Below are 21,496 nucleotides of genomic sequence, written 5' to 3'. Positions count from 1 at the left end.
GGAACCCGTGTGTCCCGCTGTCCATGCGCCTTCCCCAATGCCTGCCGACTTTAGCCGGACGCGCCATCCTTGCCCAGCCAGGCCCTACACTTCGCGCCATCGTGGATATCGTCATCTCCTGCCGGTCGGGGTGCGCGGCCTGCTGCATCGCGCCTTCGATCACCTCGCCGATTCCGGGTATGCCGCAGGGCAAGCCGGCCGGCGTGCCGTGCGTGCAACTGGATGACGCCCTGCGCTGCCGGCTGTTCGGCCACCCCGAACGGCCTGCGTTCTGCGGCACATTGAAGCCCGGCGCCGACATGTGCGGGGCCAATCGCGCCGAGGCGATGGCCCTGTTGTCGGCGCTCGAGCGCGCAACGGCACCGATCACGCTTTCCCTCAGCTAGGAGACGTCGCATGCAGCGTGTCTGGAACCTGGTCCTCGCCCTGGTGGTGTCCGCGACGGTGGTCGCGCAGCTGGTCCTGCTGGTGAGCGGCGGACAGGACGTGAATACGACGACGGCGGCCGCGCCGGTCCCGTTGGCGATGAAGCTGCTGCGGTTCTTCAGCTACTTCACCGTGCAGAGCAACCTGCTGGTGCTGGCGGCGGCCATCAGCCTGGTGATCCGGCCCGACCGCGACGGCCCGGTGTGGCGCGTGCTGCGACTCGATGCGTTGCTGGGCATCGCAGTGACCGGCGTGGTGTTCGCCACGCTGCTGTCCGGACTGGTACACCCCAGCGGCATCGGCATCTGGATCAATGCCGGCTTCCACCAGTTCTCGCCGGTGTGGACGCTGCTCGGCTGGCTGTTGCTGGGCCCGCGGCCGCGGATCGACGGACGCACGATCCGCTGGGCATTCGTCTGGCCGGTCGCCTGGCTGGCCTACACGATGGTGCATGGCGCGATGACGGGCTGGTATCCGTATCCGTTCCTCAATGCCGACACCCTCGGCTACGGACAGGTGAGCATCACCGTGGCCGTCATCCTGGTGGCGGCACTGGCAACGGCGTTCGCGTTCCTGGCGGTCGACCGCCGGTTGCCGCCGTCGCGCTGATCGTCCGCGCTCACCCGACCTGCGTGGAGATCCACCACGTGGTGCCACCGGCATCGCGGAAGCCGCAACGACGGTCGCCGTCGCCCTTCTCTTCCGGCGCCTGCACCGGCTCGGCACCGGCCGTGAGCGCGCGCTCCCACGTCGCATCGACATCCGGCACGTAGAGATGCACGTGGCTGGCGATGGGCGGCCAGCCGTCCATGCCATCGGCCAGCATCAGCACGGTATCGTCGATGCGGACTTCCCCGTGGCCGAGGCGATCGCCCATCGGATGCATGCGCAGCGGTTCGGCGCCGAACACCGTGACGAGGAAGTCGATGGTGCGCTGCGCACCATCGACCACGAGATACGGGGCCACCGAGGTGTAGCCGTCCGGTTTCCAGGCCATGCGGGTCTCCCAGTCGGCGCGGAGCGCGCCGCGCGCCATCATGCCGCAGTCGGTGTGGGCTGCAGGTAACGGTCTTTCAGCTTCACGTAGTGCGCCGCCGAGTAATGCAGGCTCTCGATCTCCTTGTCCGAAAGCACGCGCACGAGGCGGGCGGGATTGCCCAACCACAGCTCGGCCTCGCCGACCACCTTGCCCGGTCCGAGGATCGCGCCGGCACCGAGGAAGCCATGCTTCTTCACCGTCGCCCCGTCGAGGATGCAGGCACCCATGCCGATCAGGCACAGGTCCTCGATGGTGCAGGCATGGATGATGGTGCCGTGGCCGATGGTGACGTCGGCGCCGATCAGGGTCGGATAGCCGGCCTTGTTGTACGGGCTGTGGTGGCTGACATGGACGATGGTGCCGTCCTGCACGTTGGTGCGCGCGCCGACGCGGATGAAGTTGACGTCGCCGCGCAGGATGGTGCCCGGCCAGATCGAGACGTCCTCGGCCAGTTCGACATCGCCGATGACGGTGGCGGCCGGGTCGACGTAGACGCGCGGCCCGAGGACGGGAAAGCGGTCAAGGTAGGGGCGCAGGGCGGTCAGATTCGGGTCCATGCCCGGATTGTAGTGCGCCGGCTCCGGAACGACGGCATACACTCGCCCCATGACGACCTCTCCGCACGCCGCCACGACCGCCGCGAACGCGGCCATCACCGCCGCCAACGCCGCGATCGCGGCCGCCACCGCGGACGCCGCCTCTCCCGCCGGCAACGGCACCCGCGCCCCCGACGGCGATACGCCGGTCGGCGACCTTGCCCCCGTGCTGCAGCGGCTGCGCGACACCTGGCAGGCGCGCAAGCCGGACTACGCCCAGCGTCGCGACGACCTGCAGCGGCTGCGCGACGCGCTGAAGCGCCGGCTGCCGGAGATGGCGGATACCGTCGCCGCCGATTTCGGCCACCGCTCGCGGCATGAAACCCTGATCGCCGACGGCATGACCGTGCTCAACGAGATCGACCACCTCGCCTCGCACCTGCGCCGCTGGATGAAGCCGAAGCGGGTCGGCGTGGGCTGGCGCTTCTGGCCAGCGCGCGCGGAGATCCGGCAGGAACCCGTCGGTGTGGTCGGCGTGATCGCGCCGTGGAACTATCCGGTCAACCTGGCGCTGATTCCGCTGGCGACCGCCATCGCCGCGGGCAACCACGTGTACCTGAAACCGTCGGAACACACGCCGCGCACGACCGCGTTCCTGCGCTCGCTGCTCGCGGAGGTGTTCCCGCCGGAACGCGTCAGCGTCGCCGCCGGCGGTGCCGAGGTGGCGGGCGCGTTCGCTGCCCTCCCGTTCGACCATCTGGTGTTCACCGGCTCCACGGCGGTGGGCCGCAAGGTGATGGCCGCCGCCGCACCGAACCTGACGCCGCTGACGCTGGAGCTCGGCGGCAAGTCGCCCGCCATCGTCTGCGACGACTTCCCGGTGGACCAGGCGGCCGCGCGGCTGGCGACCGGCAAGTGGTTCAACGGCGGGCAGACCTGCATTGCGCCCGACTACGTGCTGCTGGTCGGCCGCCAGCGTCGCGATGCGCTGGTGCAGGCGCTGCGCGACCAGGTCGCGGCGCGCTATGGCGACCTGTCCGAGGCCGGCGACTTCACCCGCATCATCAACGACGGCCAGTTCGCACGGCTGGAAGGCTATCTGGACGACGCCCGTCAGCGCGGGCATGAGGTCGTTCCGCTGGCGCCGAAACACGACCGCGCGCAGCGGTTGTTCGCACCGACGGTCGTCATCGAGCCAGGCGACGATGCGAAGGTCATGCAGGACGAGATCTTCGGCCCCATCCTGCCGATCCGCACCGTCGAGTCGCTGGACGAGGCCATCGCCTACGTCAACGCACACGACCGGCCGCTGGCACTGTATCCCTTCAGCCACGACCGCGCGCGGGTGGAAAAGATCCTCGGCACGACGCTGGCTGGCGGCGTCACGGTCAACGACACCGTGCTGCATTTCGGCATCAACGCGCTGCCGTTCGGCGGCATCGGCCCCAGCGGCATGGGCGCCTACCACGGCCGCGCCGGCTTCGACGCGATGAGCAAGGCGCTGCCGGTGCTGTGGCAACCGCGCCGCGCAGGCAGCGACCTGCTGAAGCCGCCGTATTCGAAGGTCGCGCGGTTCATCGACTTCATCATCCGCTAGCACCATGCGCAAGCTGCGGCAGGCCAGCACCAGCCGGCGCGATCTCCGCGTCTACGGCATGCTGCTGGTCGGCGCGATGTTCGTGTACGCAGGACTGACCCTCGATCCGGCCAGCAACTGCGATGCCAGCGGACGGCAGTGCGCGCCGTGGCTGGTACCGGTGGCCTTCGTGATGGGGTTCGTGTTCGCCGGCACCGCGCTGGCGATGCTGGTGCATGTGCGTCGCTGGGGCAGCCGGCTGGACCTCGAGGCGCGCACGCTATGGTGGTGGGACGACGAGATCGCACCCGGCGAACACGCGATCGCACTGGACCGGATCGCGCGGATCCGCGTGCGGCGCGCAGACGAGAGCGACGACCGGATTCTCCTGTACGACCACGACGATGCACCACTGCGTTTCCCGTCCGAGCGTGGCGTTCCCTACGACGCCATCGAGTGGGCGCGGGACCTGGCGGGACATTGCCCGCATATCCGGGTAGACATGGAAGGCACCTGACGCGGATCGGTATCCTTCGTCGAAATACGCCATCCCCGTTCGTCGAACGGGATGACACGCCACCGACGGACCCGCATGTCGACCACGACCATCCCCGCCAAAGCCACCCGTCGCGAATGGATCGGGCTGGCCATCATCGCCCTGCCCTGCATGGTCTATGCGATGGACCTGACGGTGCTGAACCTGGCGCTGCCGGCGATCAGCGCCGAGCTCGACCCCAGCGCCAGCCAGCTGCTGTGGATCGTCGACGTGTACGGCTTCCTGGTGGCCGGCTTCCTGATGACGATGGGTACGCTGGGCGACCGCATCGGGCGGCGCAAGCTGCTGCTGATAGGTGCGGCGGCCTTCGCGGTGGCCTCGGTGCTGGCGGCGTTCTCGCGCAGCGCGGAGATGCTGATCGCGATGCGTGCGCTGTTGGGCGTGGCGGGCGCCACGCTCGCACCGTCGACGATGTCGCTGATCCGGAACATGTTCCATGACGAGCACGAACGCCAGTTCGCGATCGGCGTATGGATCGCGGCGTTCTCGGTCGGTGGCGCCATCGGCCCACTGGTCGGCGGCCTGCTGCTGCAATGGTGGTGGTGGGGCGCGGCGTTCCTGGCCGCAGTGCCGGTGATGGTGCTGCTGCTCGTCCTGGGGCCGAAACTGCTGCCGGAATACCGGGACCCCGACGCCGGCAAGCTCGACCCGGCCAGCATGGCGCAGTCGCTGTCCGCGGTACTGGCGGTTGTCTATGGGCTGAAGCGAATCGCCGAGTACGGCATGGATCCGCGTGGCGTCGCGGTGCTGCTGGCGGGCGTGGCATTGGGCGCGCTGTTCGTGCGCCGGCAGAAGCACCTGGCGTATCCCTTCCTGGACGTCACGCTGTTCCGCCGGCCGGCGTTCTCCGCCGCCATCGTCGCCTATGCGCTGGCGGGCCTGTCGATGATGGGCGTGTACATCTTCATGACCCAGTACCTGCAGCTGGTGCTCGGGCTGACGCCGCTGCAGGCCGGCGTCGCGACGATCCCCTGGTCAGTGTGCTTCACGGTCGGCTCGCTGCTGGCGCCACGGCTGGCGCGCCACTGGGGCGCACGGCGGGTGATGGTGCGTGGCCTGCTGTTCGCTGCGGTCGGCTTCGGCATCACCGCGTTGGTCACGCCGCCGCATGGCTTGTGGATCCTGATCGCCGGCATGCTGGCGATGAGCCTGGGCATGGCGCCCGTGTTCACCGTCGGCAACGAATTGATCATCACTACCGCACCACCGGAGCGCGCGGGCGCGGCGTCGGCGCTGGCGGAGACGAGTGCCGAACTCAGCGGTGCGCTCGGTATCGCCGTGCTGGGTAGCCTCGGCATGCTGGCGTACCGGCTGTGGCTGGACCCGGCATTGCCGGCGACGCTGCCCGATGCGGACACGACACGTGCGCTGTCGACACTGGGTGGTGCCGTCACCGTCGCCGGCGAAGTCGGTGGCGCGGCGGGAGCGGCCATCGCCGATACCGCGCGCACCGCCTTCACCGATGCCATGCGTGCCATCGCGGTGTTCGGCATGGCGATGATGCTGATTGCCGCCTGGATGGCCGCGCGACTGATGCGCGACGGCGAGGGCGCCGGCCACGCAACGACGACCGTCGACGACCCAGCGGGCGCGTGACCGTCCTCCTCGCATAGAATCCCCGCCATGAAGATCGCCAGCTGGAACGTCAACTCGCTCAACGTGCGCCTGCCGCACCTCACGCAATGGCTGGGCGCGTTCGCGCCGGATGTCGTGGGCCTGCAGGAAACCAAGCTGGAGGATCACAAGTTTCCCGACACCGCGCTGGCGGAGGCGGGCTACCGCAGCGTGTTCGCCGGACAGAAGACCTACAACGGCGTGGCGCTGCTGTCGCGCGAGCCGGTCGGCGACGTGCAGGTGGGCATTCCCGGCTTCGAGGACGAACAGAAGCGCGTGATCGCCGCCACCGTCGGCGAGGTGCGTGTCATCAACCTGTACGTGGTCAACGGCCAGGATGTCGGCACCGACAAGTACGCCTACAAGCTGCGCTGGCTGGACGCGGTACACGACTGGGTCGCCGCCGAACTGCAGGCGCATCCGAAACTGGTGGTGATGGGCGATTTCAACATCGCGCCGGACGACCGCGACGTCTTCGACCCCAAGGTGTGGAACGACGACCACATCCTGACCTCCACCGCCGAGCGCGCTGCCCTGCAGCGGCTCTACGCGCTGGGCCTGCACGATGCGTTCCGCCTGCACAGCGACGAAGCCAACGTCTACAGCTGGTGGGACTACCGGATGGGCGGCCTGCGCCGCAACCTGGGCCTGCGCATCGACCTGACGCTGGTGTCCGATGCGCTGCGTGCGAGCGCGGTGGAATCCGGCATCGACCGCGAACCACGGACCTGGGAGCGCCCGAGCGACCACGCACCGGCATGGGTGCGGCTGGGTAGCTGACGTCACGCGATAGGAGGGGCTTCAGCCCCGACCGCAACGGTCCGTCCTAGACCACTCCGCGGCACGCTCCCTCCCCGAAGCAACAGTGGATTCTGGTCGGGGCTGAAGCCCCCCTGCAAGGACAAGCAAAGGCCCGGCGGTTGCCGGGCCTTTGCATTGCCACGGGCCTTGGGTGCGTCTCGAACGCGCACGCGGCCGCAGCGGAACCGTTACCTCGCTCGGCCGCGCGTGAGCAGGTTGACGATGAGCAGCAGCACGACCGCGCCGATGAAGGCGGTGAGCAGGAAGCCGACCCAGCCGCCACCCAGGCCCAGGCCCAGGGTCGGCAGCAACCAGCCGCCGAGGAAGCCGCCGATGATGCCGACCACGACATTCAGGATGATGCCCTGCGAACCGTCGCGCTTCATGACGATGCTCGCCAGCCAGCCGGCGATGCCACCCACGATCAGATAGATGAGAAAATTCATTGCGTCGCTTCTCCCTCGATGGACAGGACCCCTTGGCGCGGGGCACGCTTCAATCTCCAACGCACTGCGTGAAACCGTCGTTAACCCTGTGGGGGAAGCCTCCGTGCACCTGTTTGATAGCGCCAACGCCACAGGCTTGCACGCTGTGCCGCAGCACGCATGCGGGCCGACAACGTGAGCTGGCGCAACGCGCCGGCCGACTGGCGGCTGGACGGCATCGCGCTGTGGTTGCTGCCGCACGCGCCCCGCCAGCGCGGCGAGCCCGCCGCGCGCGAACGGCTCGCACAGGTGCTGGACGTCGCACCGCACGCGTTGCCGATCACCCGCGATCCGCAGGGACGCCCGCACTTCATCGCGCCACTGCACCATCTGGAGACCGGCTGGAGCCACAGCGGCGAAGCCCTGCTGCTGGCGCTGGGCGAAGACGTCGAACTGGGCGTGGACATCGAGCGGCTGCGGCCTCGGCCGCGCGCGATGGAACTGGCGCGCCGCTTCTACCATCCCGACGAGACCGCCTGGCTGCAGTCGCTGGACGACGATGCGCGCGTGCTCGCCTTCGTGCGCCTGTGGTGCGCCAAGGAGGCGGTGCTGAAGGCGCACGGCCAGGGCATCTCGTTCGGCCTGCACCGTTTCCATGTCCGCCTCGACGACGACGGTGCACGGCTGGCCGACTGCGACCCCGCGCTCGGCCGCGCCGACGACTGGCGCCTGCACGAATGGGCCGCCGCGCGGGACTATCGCGCGGCGCTGGCCTGGCATCCGCGCGGCGCCGCATGGCGGCCTGCGATAATGCCGCGATGAACGACACCGCCTTCCCCGCCGACCTGCGCGACGAGCTGCACCGCGGCCTCGGCACGCTGGGGCTCGATGCCGATGCGCTCGCGCCGCGCCTGCTCGCCTACCTGGCTCTGCTCGACCGCTGGAACCGGACCTACAACCTCACCGCCATCCGCGACCCGCGCGAGATGGTAACCCGTCATCTGCTGGACTCGCTGGCGATGCATCCGTTCGTCGACGACCTGGCCGCGAACGGTGGCGCGCTGGCGGACCTGGGGACCGGCCCCGGCCTGCCCGGCATTCCGCTGGCCATCGCCAAGCCTGGCCTGCGGGTGACGCTGGTCGAGAGCAACGGCAAGAAGGCGCGCTTCCTGCGCGAGGCCGTGCGCACGCTGAAGCTGGACAACGCGCGCGTCGCCGAATCGCGCGCCGAAGCGCTGGACGAACCGCAGGCCTACGACGCGCTGACCGCGCGCGCGCTCGACGTGCTGAGCGGCATCATCGAGGTCGGTGGCCACCTGCTGAAGCCCGGTGGCGCGCTGCTCGCCATGAAGGGCGTGCGCCCGGACGACGAGATCGCCGCCCTGCCGGCCGGCTGGTCGGTGGATACGATCCAGCCGCTGGCGGTGCCTGCACTGGTGGGTGAGCGCCACATGGTGGTCGTCCGTCGCGACTGACCCCGCACCGTCCCAGTGCGGGCGGTGTAACTCCTTGATATGACTGAGCGCCTGCCGCCGACGGCGCGGCGAAGTGCCGCCCGATGACCGCGCCGACCCCATGCCTCCGTTGGAGTGATTTCGCACGCCCGCTCCCCAGCCCGCATAATCCCCCCCTCACCCCGGATTCGATAAGGCGCCCTCGCATGGCCCGCATCATCGCCGTCGCCAACCAGAAAGGCGGAGTCGGCAAGACCACCACCGCCGTGAACCTGGCCGCCGCGCTCGCACGCGCGCCGCAGCGGGTGCTGCTGGTCGATCTGGATGCGCAGGGCAACGCGACGATGGGCAGCGGCGTGGACAAGCGCGAAGTGGAAGCCTCGACCTGCGACGTGCTGCTGGGCGAGGTCGACGCGAAGGCCGCCGTGGTGACCACCGCTGAAGGCTTCGACCTGATGCCGGGCAACATCGACCTGACCGCGGCGGAGATCCAGCTGATGGAATCCGACGGCCGCGAGCAGCGCCTGAAGAGCGCGCTGCAGCCGATCCGTGGCGACTACGACTTCATCATCATCGACTGCCCGCCGGCGCTGTCGCTGCTGACGCTCAACGCGCTGACCGCGGCCGACTCGGTGCTGGTGCCGATGCAGTGCGAGTACTACGCGCTGGAGGGCTTGTCTGCGCTGATGGAAACCATCGATGCGCTGCGCGCGCGCCTGAATCCCGGCCTGGAGATCGAAGGCGTGCTGCGCACGATGTTCGACATCCGCAACAACCTGGCCAACGCCGTCTCCGGCGAGCTGACCACGCATTTCGGCGACAAGGTGTTCCGCACCATCGTGCCGCGCAACGTGCGCGTGGCCGAAGCCCCGAGCCACGGCCAGAGCATCGTCGGCTACGACCGCGCCTCGCGTGGCGGCGTCGCCTACCTGGGCCTGGCCGGCGAAATCCTGCGCCGCGCGGCCGACCGCAAGAAGCAACAGCAGCACATGGAGCACGCGTGATGAGCGCCCCGAAGAAGCGCGGCCTGGGTCGCGGACTGGAAGCCCTGCTCGGCCCGAAAGCCGCCGAGACGCCGCCGCCGGAAGCCCAGCCGGGCGAAGCCCTGCGCACGTTGCCGGTGCAGCAGCTTCAGCCGGGCAAGTACCAGCCGCGCATGCAGATGGACGCGTCCAAGCTCACCGAGCTGGCGGAGTCGATCAAGGCGCAGGGCGTCATCCAGCCGATCGTCGTGCGCGAGCTGTCGCCAGGGAAGTTCGAGATCGTCGCCGGCGAACGCCGCTGGCGCGCCTCGCAGGAAGCCGGCCTGGCCGAAGTGCCGGTGGTCGTGCGCGAACTGGACGACCGTACCGTCATCGCGATGGCGCTGATCGAGAACATCCAGCGCGAAGACCTCAATCCGCTGGAAGAAGCGCAGTCGCTGCAGCGCCTGATCAACGAGTTCTCGCTGACGCACGCCGAAGCGGCAGAAGCCGTCGGCCGCTCGCGCGCCGCGGTGTCCAACCTGTTGCGCCTGCTGGAACTGCCCCCGGCGATCCGCGCGCTGCTGGAAGCGCGCCGCCTGGAAATGGGCCATGCGCGCGCATTGCTGACGCTGTCGCCGGACCTGTCCAGCAAGCTCGCCTCCGAAGCCGCCGAACAGGGCTGGTCGGTGCGCGAAGTCGAACACCGCGCGCAGCAGTTCGCCGCCGGCAAGGTCCCGGTCACCGGTAAGAAGGCCAAGCCCACCAAGGCCGCGCCGCAGCCCGACATCGCTTCGCTGGAAACCGAGCTCTCCGAAAGCCTCGGCACCCGCGTGACCATCGCGCATGGCCGCGGCGGCAAGGGCAAGCTGATCATCCAGTACACCGACCTGGACACGCTGGACGGCGTGCTCGAGCGCCTGCGCCCGAGGGGCTGAGGCCTGGACTACTGCAGGAGTGATGCCCGTCGCATCAGATGGCATGGACAGCAAGATCGTCAATCGAGAGATCAAGAAAACTGTTTGGCCTGCCCTGAAGCGCGCAGGATTTGACCATTTCACACAGCGAACAGCCTGGCGGCATCACGAAGACAGTATCGATGTCGTCAATTTTCAGTCTTTCAACAGCTACAACGCTGACGTTATTGGCATTAACACCTTTTCGTTCTGCGTAAACCTGGGCAAGTACCTGCTCTACGTGCCACCAACGTGGGACGTGAAGGTGAAAGGTGGAATCCAGCTTCCCAACGAAGCCGAGTGTCTGTTCCGTGGCCGCCTGTTTCCAAATGTCGCAGCTGCGCCCTCGGACAAGACAATCTGGTCGATCGACGCCTCCGGGAAGAATCTGCTGTGGTGCATCCAGGATGTCCTAGGCCAAGTGTCGACAGCGCTCGAATGGTTCGCGGCACTCGATGAGCGTTCCCACGTCCTGTCAGTCCTTCTGCAGAAAGACGAGCACATGTGCCGCCTGTGGGGGTTCGGGCGCAACCCCTCCCCAAGTCGCTCGTACTCCACTGGATACGTCGCGCTTGCGCTTGGTCAACAAGAACTGGCCATAAGCAAGCTACAGGAGGCGGTCGACTCGAAATGCTTCACTCGACTGTTTTCAAGCGTTGAGGGGGCTGTCAATCGCGCGCTTTGACGGTTTATCCAGGCCGACGCGGCTTCGCGGCCCGGCCCGATTCCACGGGTACCGGCGGCGATTGATCCGTGGCCTGCAAAAAGCTCGCGACTTACGTCGCTCCCACAAAGACGCGGATAGCCGCCCGGACGGGCACATCGCCGCTGCATTACCATCCGGGTTCCGCTTTCACCGGATGCCTGCCTTGAACCTCCGCACCGCCGCCCTGCTGCTTGCCTGCGCACCGCTGCACGCGCTCGCCTTCGCCCCGTCCGATGCCGACAAGCGCTTCCAGGCGCTGTACGAGAAGGAATGGAAGTGGCGGCAGGAACAGACCGGGCAGGCGGACGAGGACGCCGACACCAGCGGCGACAAGCGTCGCCTGCCGGACGTCGGTGCCGAAGCGCAGCAGGCGCGGCTGAAGGTGTGGGAGCAGGTGCTGAAGGATCTCGACGGCATCGACGCCAAGGCGCTCTCGCCGGAGAACCGCATCAACCTGGCGATCTACCGCCCGCAGGTCGAGAACCTGGCCGACGAGGTGCGCCTGGGCGCCTACGAGATGCCGTTCAATTCCGACTCCTCGTTCTGGTCGAACCTGTCGTTCATGGCGCGCCGCCCGATGAAGGACGCCGACGACTACCGCGCTTACGCCGCGCGCCTGCGCGACGTGCCGCGCTACTTCGACCAGCACATCGCCAACATGCGCAGTGGCCTGGAGCGCGGGTTCACCGTGCCGCGCGCGGTGCTGGACGGACGCGATGTGTCGATCGCCGCGGTCGCCGATCTGAAGGATCCCGAGCAGTCCACGTTCTACACCCCGTACAAGAAAATGCCCGCCAGCATCCCGGCGGCCGAGCAGGAGGCGTTGCGCAAGGAAGTCCGCGAGGCGATCAGCCAGCAGGTGGTGCCCGCGTTCGGCACGCTGCTGACCTTCTTCCGCAGCGAATACGTGCCCCAGGCGCGCACCACGCTGGCCGCCGAAGCCATGCCGGGCGGCAAGGCGTTCTACGCGCAGCAGATCCGCGAGTACACCACGCTCGATCTCAGCGCCGAGCAGATCCACCAGATCGGCCTGAAGGAAGTCGCACGCATCCAGGCCGAGATGCGGGAGGTGATCAAGCAGACCGGCTTCAAGGGGAGCTTCGCCGAATTCCTGACCTTCCTGCGTACCGATCCGCAGTTCTACGCCAAGACGCCGCAGCAGTTGCTCGACCGCGCCGCGTGGATCTCCAAGCGCGTGGACGGCGAGGTCGGCAAGTACATCGGCACGCTGCCGCGCGGGCGCTTCACCATCGTTGAGGTGCCGGCCGACATCGCGCCGTTCTGGACCGCCGGCCGCGGCGGCCTGGGCACCTACTGGCTGAACACCTACGACCTGCCCTCGCGCCCGCTGTACAACCTGCCGGCGCTTACTCTGCACGAATCCTCGCCCGGCCACTCCCTGCAGGCCGCACTGGCGCAGGAACAGGGCGAACAGCCCGCCTTCCGCCGCGACAACTACATCTCCGCGTACGGCGAGGGCTGGGCGCTGTACACCGAGAAGCTGGGCAAGGAGATGGGCATCTACGAGACGCCGTACGAGGACTTCGGGCGCCTGACCTACGAGATGTGGCGCGCCACGCGCCTGGTCATCGACACCGGCGTGCACCACAAGGGCTGGACCCGCGACCAGGCCCTGGCCTACCTGCGCGACCACACCGCCCTGTCCGAGCACGAAGTCACCACCGAGGTCGACCGCTACATCTCCTGGCCGGCCCAGGCCCTGAGCTACAAGCTGGGCGAGATCGCCATCGTCCGCCTGCGCGGCGAGGCCGAACAGGCGCTGGGCGCGAAGTTCGACGTGAAGGCTTTCCACGACGCCGTGCTGAAGCAGGGCTCGGTGACCCTGCCGGTGCTCGAGAGCCAGATCCGCGCCTTCATCGCCGAGAGCAAGGCGGGCCCGTCCAAGCCGGCCGCCGCCGCGCCCTGACCCGGTAGGGTGGGCCTTGGCCCACCGCGCCGGCCAGGCCTTCCGGACTCCGGAGGCGCCGCGATGTGGGGCCAAGATCCGACCTGCGCCCGGGTGCGGCGAAACCCCTCGTAGAGCCGAGCTTGCTCGGCTCCGTACGCCATCCGGCCCCAGGGAGACCGGCCGGAAAGCAGCGGAGCAAGCTCCGCTCTACGCGGCTTCCGCGCTAAGTGCTTGCGGCGCAAGGGAAACCTCGGCATAATGCGCGGCTCGCTGCGTCCGGCCCGACCGGATCTGCGGCCGGAAACGCGATTCCGGCTTGTGTCCGCAGCGGTTTTCCTACCGTATCGCGTGGTGTCCGACCTGCCTTGCAGGCCGTCCGCCGGGCCGCCGTCTCCCGGGCTATGGGCGACACAATTACCTATCGAGGTGCGTATGTCCCGCGTATGCCAAGTCACCGGCAAGCGTGTGCAGACCGGTAACAACGTCTCGCACGCCAACAACAAGACCCGTCGTCGTTTCCTGCCCAACCTGCACGAGCGCCGCTTCTGGGTCGCCAGCGAAAACCGCTGGGTCAAGCTGAAAGTGTCCGCGCACGCCCTGCGCACCATCGACAAGAACGGCATCGACTCCGTTCTGGCCGAGCTGCGCGCGCGCGGCGAAAAGGTCTGAGGAGTAACTACACATGGCATCCAAGCGCGACAAGATCCGTCTGATCTCCTCGGCCAACACCGGCCACTTCTACACGACGGACAAGAACAAGAAGAACACCCCGGGCAAGATGGAAATCAAGAAGTACGACCCGGTCGTGCGCAAGCACGTGATCTACAAGGAAGGCAAGATCAAGTGACGCCATGACGCGAACGCGCTCGCGCGTTCGCCGGTGTCATGGCGTCATCCCCGCACAGGCGAGGATCCAGCGCCTTACAGGAAACCCCGCCTCGGCGGGGTTTCCTGCTTTCGGGCTTCGGTGAAACGCGAGAAGCTGCCCCTCATCCGCCCTCCGGGCACCTTCTCCCCGCTTGCGGGGAGAAGGAAAAAGACCGGGCTTTCTGCCGGCAGGAGAAAACGGGTTTTCTTTTACCCACGTCCGCCAGCAGAATCGATCCATCCCCCTCCGACGGATGCGATGCATGGACTGGTCCTACGGCACCGCCCTGCTGATCGTCGACTGGCTGATCCGGCTGGCGGCGCTGTGGTGGATTCCCAGCCGCACCACACCGGCCGCCGCACGCAGCTGGCTGCTGCTGGTCGGGTTCGTGCCATTGCTGGGCCTGCCGCTGTACCTGCTGCTCGGGCATCCGTGGCTGTCGCGCGAGCGCATCGAGCGGCAGGCGCGGGCGTCGGACGTGATCCGCGAGGAGCAGCGTCCGCTCAGTGCGCTGCGCTGGACGCCGCATGACGGCGCCGCCGCCGAAATGGCGCCGCTGATCGAACGCCAGGGCGCCTTCATGCCCACGCACGGCAACGCGGTGGTGCTGCTCGACGCGTATGACGCCTCGCTGCGCGCGCTGATCGACGACATCGACGGCGCCGCGCAGCAGGTGCACCTGCTGTACTACCTGATGTTCGACGACGCCGTGGGCGAAGCCATCACCGCCGCGCTTTGTCGCGCCACCGCGCGTGGCGTGACGTGCCGACTGCTGCTCGACGCCGTCGGCGCCAAGCGCGGCCTGCGGGCGTACGCGCCGCGCCTGCGTGCGGCGGGCGTGCAGGTGCACGCGATGCTGCCCGGTGGCCTGCAGTGGCGGCGCAGCGGGCGCATGGACCTGCGCAACCACCGCAAGGTAGCGGTGATCGACAACCGTATCGGCTACGTGGGTTCGCAGAACCTGGCCGATGCCGTGTTCGTGCCCGGCCACCCGAACCGCGAGCTCGTGGCGCGCGTGCAAGGCCCCGTGGTGTCGCACCTGGAAGGCGTGTTCGCCAGCGACTGGTACATCGAGACCGGCGAGCGTCTCGACGTGCAGCCGGACCTCAGCGTGCAGTCGCAGGACGTCGCCGCGCAGCTGCTGCCCAGTGGCCCCGCGTATCCGTTCGAGAACGCGCGCGACACCGTCAATGCGCTGGTCCATCTTGCGCGCCGCAAGGTCGTGCTGACCACGCCGTACTTCGTCCCCGACGACGCCACCCTCAGCGCGCTGCGCATCGCCGCGCTGTCCGGCGTCGATGTGCAGCTGGTGCTGTCGGCCACCAACAACCAGACGCTCACCGCCTGGGCGCAGCAGTCGTACTACGAGGAACTGCTGGCCTGCGGGGTGAAGATCGCGCTGTACCGGCCGCATTTCCTGCACGCCAAGCACCTGACGGTGGACGACAACATGGCGCTGGTGGGCTCGATCAACCTGGACATCCGCTCGTTCGCGCTCAACGCGGAAATCGGCCTGGTCTGCTACGACGCCGGCGTGGTCGCGCGCATCCGCGCGATCGAGGCCGACTATCTGGCGCACGCGGACCACGTCGACGGCGACGCCTGGCGCCGGCGCCCCGGCTGGCAGCGCAGCCGTGAAGGCGTGGCGCGGCTGGCGGATTCGCTGATGTAGCGGCATCGCGTCGCAGGGATGCACCGACCCGTTCGCCTACAATGGCGGCATGACCGAAGCGACCCCGACGCCCCTGCCGCCCTGCGACCTCGCAATCATCGGCGGCGGCGCCGGGGGCGTATTGGCGGCGATGCAGGCGCTGCGCCTGGCCACCACGCCGCTGCGCATCGTGATGATCGAACCGCGCGACGTGCTGGCGCAGGGCGTGGCCTATGCGACCACGTACGGCGAACACGTCCTCAACGTGCCCGCCGCGCGCATGAGCGCGTTCGACGACCGGCCCGCGGATTTCCTCGACTACGTCGTCGCCACCATGCCACCGGGTGGGCCCGACCGCGACACGCTGGCGCATGCCTTCATCGAACGCCGGCAGTACGGCGAGTACCTGCGCACCCGCCTGCAGGAGGCTACCGCCGCCAGTCCCGCGTCGCTGCTGGTCGTGCAGGACAGCGTGTCCGAACTCGACGCGCGCGGCGACGGCGCGACGCTGCACCTGGCCGCACACGGGCCACTCGAGGCCAAGGGCGTGGTGCTCGCCGTCGGCAACACGCCGAAGCCGCTGCCGGCGCGCGGCGCGCCGCAGTTGCCGGAAGGCCGCTCGCTGGCGGCCTGGGATTTCGACGCGGTGAAGGCGATTCCCTCCGACGCCGAGCTGTGCATCATCGGTTCCGGCCTGAGCATGGTGGACACCGTGCTGAGCCTGGCCGACAACGGCCATACCGGCGCCATCCATGTGCTGTCGCGCCATGCCCTGCTGCCGCTGCCGCACTGCCATGGTCCCGCCGCCACGTTCGACCCGGCCCCCATGCAGTCGATGAGTCTGCGCGCGCGCATGCGCTTCCTGCGTGCCGCGGCGAAGCAGGCCGTCGCCGACGGCTTGCCGTGGCAGGCGGCGATGGAACGGATCCGTCCACACGGGCAGGCGCTGTGGCAATCGCTGTCGATCGCCGACCAGCGCCGATTCCTGCGCCACGTGGTGCGCCAGTGGGACGTGCATCGCCACCGCATCGCGCCGGAAGTGCACGCCGTGCTGCAGGCGATGCTCGACCGTGGGCAGTTGCGCCTGCACCGCGGCCGGCTGGACACGGTGATGAACGAAGGCCGCCGCCTGCGCGTGACCACGCACACCCGCGACGGACGCACCGACGAGTTCGACGTCGACTACGTGGTCAATGCGACCGGCGTGGAAATGCGCGCGCAGACCATGCGCAACCCGCTGCTGCACGACGTGCTGGGCAAGGGCCACGCGCAACCGGGACCACATGGCATCGGCCTGAAGGCGGCACGCGACGGCCGCATGGTCGACGCCGACGGCACCGCGCAGCCGCGCGTGTTCATCCTCGGCAGCCTGCGCATCGGCTGCGTGTGGGAGAGCATCGCCATCCCCGAACTGCGCGGCCAGGCCGAGACGGCCGTGCGCGAATTGCTGGCGATCCCCGCGCCCTGACCCGCCACCGCGACGCGCGGCAGCCGGTACACTCGGCGACGGGTTGAGCGCCGGGAGAGGGCGTTGGTTTCCAGCTGGATCCTGCTGTTGGTGTCGATCGGCTACGCCGCGCTGCTGTTCGGCGTGGCGTGGTGGGGCGACCGCCGCCCGATGTATCCCGACCGCCCTTGGCTGCGTCCGGTCGTCTACAGCCTGGCACTGGCGGTGTACTGCTCGTCGTGGACGTTCTACGGCGCGGTGGGCAGCGCGGTGCGCAATGGCCTGGGCTACCTGCCGATCTACCTGGGTCCAGTCCTGCTGCTGCTGTTCGGCTGGCGCATCATCGAGCGGTTGGCGCTGATCGCACGCAGCGAGAACACCGTCTCCATCGCCGACTTCATCTCGTCGCGCTACGGCCGCTCGCGCCGGCTGGCGGCATTGGTCACGGTGATCGCGCTGATCGGCGTGGTGCCGTACCTGGCGCTGCAGTACAAGGCCGTGGCGATGAGCCTGAGCGTGCTCAGTGGCGCCGGCGGCGACAGCACGCACGGCTTCTTCACCGATCCCGCCCTGTATGTCGCGCTGCTGATGGCGCTGTTCGCCGCGTTGTTCGGCACCCGCCAGGTCGATGCGACCGAGCATCACCACGGCATGATGCTGGCGATCTCGCTGGAGTCGGTGGTCAAGCTGGTGGCGATGATCGCGGTGGGCGTGTTCGCCTACCTGTGGCTGGACGACAACGCCTTCCGCGTCACCGATTCGGCGCGCACGCTGTTCGAGAACGCACCACCGGTCGGCTTCATCGCGCAGACGCTGCTCGGCTTCCTGGCCATCGTCTGCCTGCCGCGCCAGTTCCATGTGGCCGTGGTCGAATGCAGCGACGTCGGCGACATCCGCAAGGCGCGCTGGCTATTCGGCGGTTATCTCGCGCTGTTCTCGCTGATGGTGGTGCCGGTGGCGGCCGCGGGCGCGTCGCTGTTCGGCGGCACCGCCGTCGCCGACGACAGCTACGTGCTGGCGTTGCCGCTGGCGGAAGGGCGCACCGCCCTGGCGATCATCGCCTATATCGGTGGCTTCTCCGCGGCCACCGGCATGGTGATCGTGGCGAGCATCGCGCTGGCCACCATGGTCAGCAACGACCTGATCATGCCGGTGCTGCTGCGACGCGGCTGGGGCAAACGCCATGCCGAAGCCGACGTCGCCTCGCGCGTGCTGTGGATCCGCCGCGTGGCGATCCTGCTGCTGGCGCTGACGGCGTACTCGTACTACCGCAGCAGCAGCAACGACAGCACGCTGGCGTCGTACGGGCTGATGGCGTTCGCGGCGGTCGCGCAGTTCGCGCCCGGCCTGATCGGCGGCCTGTACTGGCGCGGCGCCAGCCGGCGCGGCGTGGAGGTCGGCATGGTGCTGGGCTTCGCCACCTGGATCTACACGCTGCTGCTGCCGACGATGACGCAGGCCGGCTGGTTCGACCTGCTGTGGCTGCACGACGGCCCGTTCGGGATCCGCTGGCTGCGTCCGCAGCAGCTGTTCGGCCTGAGCGGCTGGGACACGCTGACGCACGGCACGTTCTGGTCGCTGCTGGTGAACACCGGCGCCATGATGATCGTCTCCGCGCGCTCCCGCCCCGGCGTCGACGAGCGCCTGCGTGCCGCGCCGTTCCTCGACCCTTACGCGCAGCGGCCCGCGCTGGTCGCCGGCGAATGGCCCGGCAGCGTGCGCGTCGGCGACCTGCGCACGCTGGCCGAGCGCGTGGTCGGCGAGCGTCACGCGCGGCGTGCATTCGCCGAACAGGCGCAACTGCTGGAACGCGAGTTCCAACCGCATGCGCCGGCGGATCGCGCCTGGGTGCAGTTCACCGAGCGTCTGCTTGCCGCCGCGATCGGCGCGGCTTCCGCGCGCATCGTGCTGACCAGCGTGCTGCGCGGCTCGGGCATGGAACTGGGTGAAGTGGTGGCGGTGCTCGACCAGGCCGGGCAGGAACTGCGCTTCAACCGCGAGATCCTGTCCACGACGCTGGAGAACATCAGCGCCGGCGTCAGCGTGGTCGACCCGGACATGCGTCTGGTGGCATGGAACCGCCGCTACCAGCAGATGTTCGGGTATCCCGACGGCATGCTGTACGTGGGCCGCCCGGTCGCCGACCTGATCCGTTACAACGCCGAGCGCGGCGAGCTCGGCGATGGCGACATCGACGCGCAGATCAACAAGCGCATCCGCTACATGCGCGCCGGCTCGCCGCACATCTTCGAGCGCGTCCGTGCGGACGGCCAGGTGATCGAGATGCGCGGCCAGCCGCTGCCGGGCGGCGGTTACGTGACCAGCTACAACGACATCACCGACTTCAAGCATGCCGAAGCGCTGCTGCTGGAAACCAACGAGACGCTGGAACAGCGCGTCGCCGAGCGCAGCGAGGCGGCCGAGCATGCGCAGCAGTCGCGCACGCGCTTCCTGGCGGCGATCAGCCACGACGTGCTGCAACCGCTCAACGCCGCGCGCCTGTTCGTCAGTGCGTTGCGCGACAGCGAACAAGGAGCCGACGACCAGGCGCAGGAGCGCAAGCACCTGGCCGAACGCGTGGACGCGTCGCTGCGCGCGGCCGAGGAACTGCTCGACGGTCTGCTCGATGTCTCGCGCCTGGATGCCGGCGGGCTGCAGACGCAGATCACCGACTTCGATGCGGGCGAACTGCTACGCGAACTCGCCGCGCAGTATGCGCCGGTCGCCGCCGGCCGCGGCCTGAAACTGCACGTGCACGCACGCGCGATACCGGTGCGCAGCGACCGCCGCCTGCTGCGCCGCGTGCTGCAGAACTTCCTCGCCAACGCGCTGCGCTACACGCGCGAAGGCCGCATCGTGATCGGCATGCGCGTGCGGGGCGAGCGCGTCGTGCTGCAGGTCTGGGATACCGGCCCCGGCATTCCCGAGAACCACATGCGGCAGATCTACGACGAGTTCCACCGCTACCAGCAGCCGTTCGACTGGGGCGAGCGCGGGCTGGGCCTCGGCCTGTCGATCTGCCAGCGCATCTCGCGCCTGCTGCAGCACGAACTGGACGCGCGCAGCAGCGTCGATCGCGGCAGCATGTTCTCCATCGTCGTACCGCGCGGCGCCGCGCCCATCGAACGACGGACGTCGCCGCGCCGCACACTGTCCTCCGACTCCCTCGCCGGCCTTCGCGTGCTGTGTGTCGACAACGACCGCGAGATCATCGACGGCATGCAGGCGCTGCTCGGCCGCTGGCAGGTGGACGTCATCACCGCCACGACGGTCGACGAGGCACTGGAGAAGATCGCAGAAGGCCCGGCGGTGATGCTGGTCGACTACCACCTGCACGACCGCCTCGACGGCCTGGCCACGCTCGACGCCCTGCGCGCCGCCAGCCCCGGCCCCATCGCCGGCGCCCTGCTCACCGCCGACGGCCGCGACGAGCTGAAGCGCGAAGCCCGGGAACGGGGCTATCGCCTGCTGACCAAGCCGGTGAAGCCCGCCTCGCTGCGCGCCTTCCTGGCCGCCCACCACGTGCCAAGCACCATGCCTGCCCCTAGCGAGTGAGGTTTTCCGCACACGGACCTACCTTCCGCCGGGCACCCGCACTCCCGGCGCAATCGGCGTTATCACCCCATCGAGCCCCTGATAATCCCGCCTCTTGGCGAGTGTCTGATAACGCCCGGGCTATCAGCACCCGATACGGGAGCGCGCTGGCGCAAGACGTTGATGTCACAAAGGAAACACCCGATTGACGACCCTCCGCCAAGATTCAATACTCGGCGTTATCACCCCATGTATGGGGTCTACTAGGTGTTATGCGTGGGTTGGTGTGTTGGTGTTGTCCGCTTCGGTGACGCGTAACTCGTTCTTGCACTGCGGCTTCGGCGTTGGTAGGTCGCTGACCCAACGTGATCACCCGCGTCTCGCGGCTCCGCCTCAAACGGCTCCGGATGCAGTAGGCTCGCGCCGCTCGGCACGAGGATGGCTTCAAAACCTTCGGACAGGCGGCGCCGTTGGCTTCGGCCGCAAAAGCGCGGGCCACTCACTGTCCGCACCCCATCCAGTGATTGCCTCTTCGCCCGGCTTTCTCGGCTAAGATCGCTTCGACAGTCCGGGCTACCTACTACCCAGGCTGCATAACAGTTCGTTCAAGCCGAACCCGCTTCGCGGGTCGGCTTAACTCAAGGTGTTAGGTGTGCCTTGGAGAGTAGGTGATGGCCATTGTCTTCATAGTCTTTGCAATCGGGCTGGCCATCGCTGCATATCGCACAAGCGACAAGTTTATCCGCGTCTTCTGTGCGATCTTCTGCATGGCAAATCTTGCCGGCGCCGCGACCGCTATCTACAAGGATGACCCTTATGCGTTCAAGCTTCGCCCCAATGATGGCGAGTACGCCCCCAACTACCGCCGTGACGGCCGTCGCTAGCATAGCGGCCGTCACACCTAACAAATCATTCAAGCCGAACCGGTAGTTCCTACGGTTTAGTGGACACCCCGACCTAACCCTCAGGAGTGTCCCCATGCCCAAGCCAGGCCCCAGAACCACCCATCGCTACAGCAATGCTTTCAAAGCCTCTG

Annotated in this window: 21 protein-coding genes; 18 read left to right on the top strand and 3 right to left on the bottom strand. The window is 68.3% G+C overall.

Annotation, left to right across the window (positions count from 1 at the left end):
* The first annotated feature begins 107 nt into the window (after nucleotides 1–107).
* Nucleotides 108–386 (top strand): YkgJ family cysteine cluster protein, encoded by a 279-nt coding sequence (locus tag CSC78_RS16575; RefSeq protein ID WP_379609012.1) that lies wholly within the window; start codon nucleotides 108–110, stop codon nucleotides 384–386.
* Between the two features lie 10 nt (nucleotides 387–396).
* Nucleotides 397–1,035, top strand: a complete 639-nt coding sequence (locus tag CSC78_RS16570; protein WP_162338972.1) for a Pr6Pr family membrane protein — start codon at nucleotides 397–399, stop codon at nucleotides 1,033–1,035.
* Between the two features lie 10 nt (nucleotides 1,036–1,045).
* On the opposite strand, the gene CSC78_RS16565 is transcribed toward CSC78_RS16570, so the two are convergent.
* Nucleotides 1,046–1,423, bottom strand: a complete 378-nt coding sequence (locus CSC78_RS16565) for a VOC family protein (RefSeq protein ID WP_162338971.1) — start codon at nucleotides 1,421–1,423, stop codon at nucleotides 1,046–1,048.
* Nucleotides 1,424–1,461: 38 nt separating this feature from the next.
* Complete coding sequence (locus CSC78_RS16560) at nucleotides 1,462–2,022, bottom strand: gamma carbonic anhydrase family protein (protein ID WP_379608957.1); 561 nt, start codon at nucleotides 2,020–2,022, stop codon at nucleotides 1,462–1,464.
* A 49-nt stretch (nucleotides 2,023–2,071) separates the two neighbouring features.
* Here CSC78_RS16560 and CSC78_RS16555 point away from each other — a divergent pair, with 49 nt between their 5' ends.
* The 4 genes from CSC78_RS16555 to xth all read left to right on the top strand — a co-directional run bounded on the left by CSC78_RS16555 (nucleotide 2,072) and on the right by xth (nucleotide 6,527).
* Nucleotides 2,072–3,598, top strand: a complete 1,527-nt coding sequence (locus tag CSC78_RS16555) for a coniferyl aldehyde dehydrogenase (protein WP_162338970.1) — start codon at nucleotides 2,072–2,074, stop codon at nucleotides 3,596–3,598.
* 4 nt (nucleotides 3,599–3,602) lie between these two features.
* Nucleotides 3,603–4,094 (top strand): hypothetical protein, encoded by a 492-nt coding sequence (locus CSC78_RS16550; RefSeq protein ID WP_162338969.1) that lies wholly within the window; start codon nucleotides 3,603–3,605, stop codon nucleotides 4,092–4,094.
* 75 nt (nucleotides 4,095–4,169) lie between these two features.
* Nucleotides 4,170–5,729, top strand: coding sequence for an MFS transporter (locus tag CSC78_RS16545; RefSeq protein WP_162338968.1), 1,560 nt, complete (start codon nucleotides 4,170–4,172; stop codon nucleotides 5,727–5,729).
* Between the two features lie 27 nt (nucleotides 5,730–5,756).
* Complete coding sequence (gene xth / locus CSC78_RS16540; RefSeq protein WP_162338967.1) at nucleotides 5,757–6,527, top strand: exodeoxyribonuclease III; 771 nt, start codon at nucleotides 5,757–5,759, stop codon at nucleotides 6,525–6,527.
* A 209-nt stretch (nucleotides 6,528–6,736) separates the two neighbouring features.
* On the opposite strand, the gene CSC78_RS16535 is transcribed toward xth, so the two are convergent.
* A complete protein-coding gene (locus CSC78_RS16535) occupies nucleotides 6,737–6,994 on the bottom strand; it encodes a GlsB/YeaQ/YmgE family stress response membrane protein (protein ID WP_162338966.1) in 258 nt (85 codons plus the stop codon).
* 159 nt (nucleotides 6,995–7,153) lie between these two features.
* Here CSC78_RS16535 and CSC78_RS16530 point away from each other — a divergent pair, with 159 nt between their 5' ends.
* From CSC78_RS16530 to CSC78_RS16475, 12 genes are all read left to right on the top strand, one after another.
* Nucleotides 7,154–7,795 (top strand): 4'-phosphopantetheinyl transferase family protein, encoded by a 642-nt coding sequence (locus CSC78_RS16530; protein WP_162338965.1) that lies wholly within the window; start codon nucleotides 7,154–7,156, stop codon nucleotides 7,793–7,795.
* Nucleotides 7,792–8,448 carry a 16S rRNA (guanine(527)-N(7))-methyltransferase RsmG gene (rsmG, locus tag CSC78_RS16525; RefSeq protein ID WP_162338964.1) on the top strand — a complete coding sequence of 219 codons (657 nt, stop codon included), beginning with the start codon at nucleotides 7,792–7,794 and terminating at the stop codon, nucleotides 8,446–8,448. The genes CSC78_RS16530 and rsmG overlap by 4 nt, the downstream gene beginning before the upstream one ends.
* A gap of 185 nt (nucleotides 8,449–8,633) precedes the next feature.
* Nucleotides 8,634–9,431 (top strand): ParA family protein, encoded by a 798-nt coding sequence (locus tag CSC78_RS16520; protein ID WP_162338963.1) that lies wholly within the window; start codon nucleotides 8,634–8,636, stop codon nucleotides 9,429–9,431.
* On the top strand, nucleotides 9,431–10,327 hold the full coding sequence (locus CSC78_RS16515; RefSeq protein ID WP_162338962.1) for a ParB/RepB/Spo0J family partition protein: 897 nt from the start codon (nucleotides 9,431–9,433) through the stop codon (nucleotides 10,325–10,327). Before CSC78_RS16520 ends, CSC78_RS16515 begins: the two co-directional genes overlap by 1 nt.
* 43 nt (nucleotides 10,328–10,370) lie before the next feature.
* Nucleotides 10,371–11,030 (top strand): DUF4304 domain-containing protein, encoded by a 660-nt coding sequence (locus tag CSC78_RS16510; protein ID WP_162338961.1) that lies wholly within the window; start codon nucleotides 10,371–10,373, stop codon nucleotides 11,028–11,030.
* A gap of 175 nt (nucleotides 11,031–11,205) precedes the next feature.
* On the top strand, nucleotides 11,206–12,978 hold the full coding sequence (locus CSC78_RS16505; protein ID WP_162338960.1) for a DUF885 domain-containing protein: 1,773 nt from the start codon (nucleotides 11,206–11,208) through the stop codon (nucleotides 12,976–12,978).
* A 414-nt stretch (nucleotides 12,979–13,392) separates the two neighbouring features.
* Nucleotides 13,393–13,629: a 50S ribosomal protein L28 gene (gene rpmB, locus CSC78_RS16500; protein WP_093489741.1), complete on the top strand. Its 237-nt coding sequence runs from the start codon at nucleotides 13,393–13,395 to the stop codon at nucleotides 13,627–13,629.
* Nucleotides 13,630–13,642: 13 nt separating this feature from the next.
* Complete coding sequence (rpmG, locus tag CSC78_RS16495) at nucleotides 13,643–13,807, top strand: 50S ribosomal protein L33 (RefSeq protein ID WP_027070918.1); 165 nt, start codon at nucleotides 13,643–13,645, stop codon at nucleotides 13,805–13,807.
* Nucleotides 13,808–14,090: 283 nt separating this feature from the next.
* The gene (gene cls, locus CSC78_RS16490; protein WP_162338959.1) at nucleotides 14,091–15,500 is read left to right on the top strand and encodes a cardiolipin synthase; all 1,410 of its coding nucleotides are present in this window, start codon (nucleotides 14,091–14,093) and stop codon (nucleotides 15,498–15,500) included.
* Between the two features lie 49 nt (nucleotides 15,501–15,549).
* The gene (locus CSC78_RS16485; protein WP_162338958.1) at nucleotides 15,550–16,947 is read left to right on the top strand and encodes an FAD/NAD(P)-binding protein; all 1,398 of its coding nucleotides are present in this window, start codon (nucleotides 15,550–15,552) and stop codon (nucleotides 16,945–16,947) included.
* Between the two features lie 63 nt (nucleotides 16,948–17,010).
* Nucleotides 17,011–20,481: a hybrid sensor histidine kinase/response regulator gene (locus tag CSC78_RS16480; RefSeq protein ID WP_162338957.1), complete on the top strand. Its 3,471-nt coding sequence runs from the start codon at nucleotides 17,011–17,013 to the stop codon at nucleotides 20,479–20,481.
* Between the two features lie 650 nt (nucleotides 20,482–21,131).
* A complete protein-coding gene (locus CSC78_RS16475; RefSeq protein ID WP_162338956.1) occupies nucleotides 21,132–21,344 on the top strand; it encodes a hypothetical protein in 213 nt (70 codons plus the stop codon).
* Nucleotides 21,345–21,496: the final 152 nt, after the last annotated feature.

It is taken from the genome of Pseudoxanthomonas japonensis, from assembly GCF_010093445.1.
GTDB classification, from domain to species: Bacteria; Pseudomonadota; Gammaproteobacteria; order Xanthomonadales; family Xanthomonadaceae; genus Pseudoxanthomonas_A; species Pseudoxanthomonas_A japonensis.
This window is presented reverse-complemented; position numbering and strand designations above follow the sequence as displayed.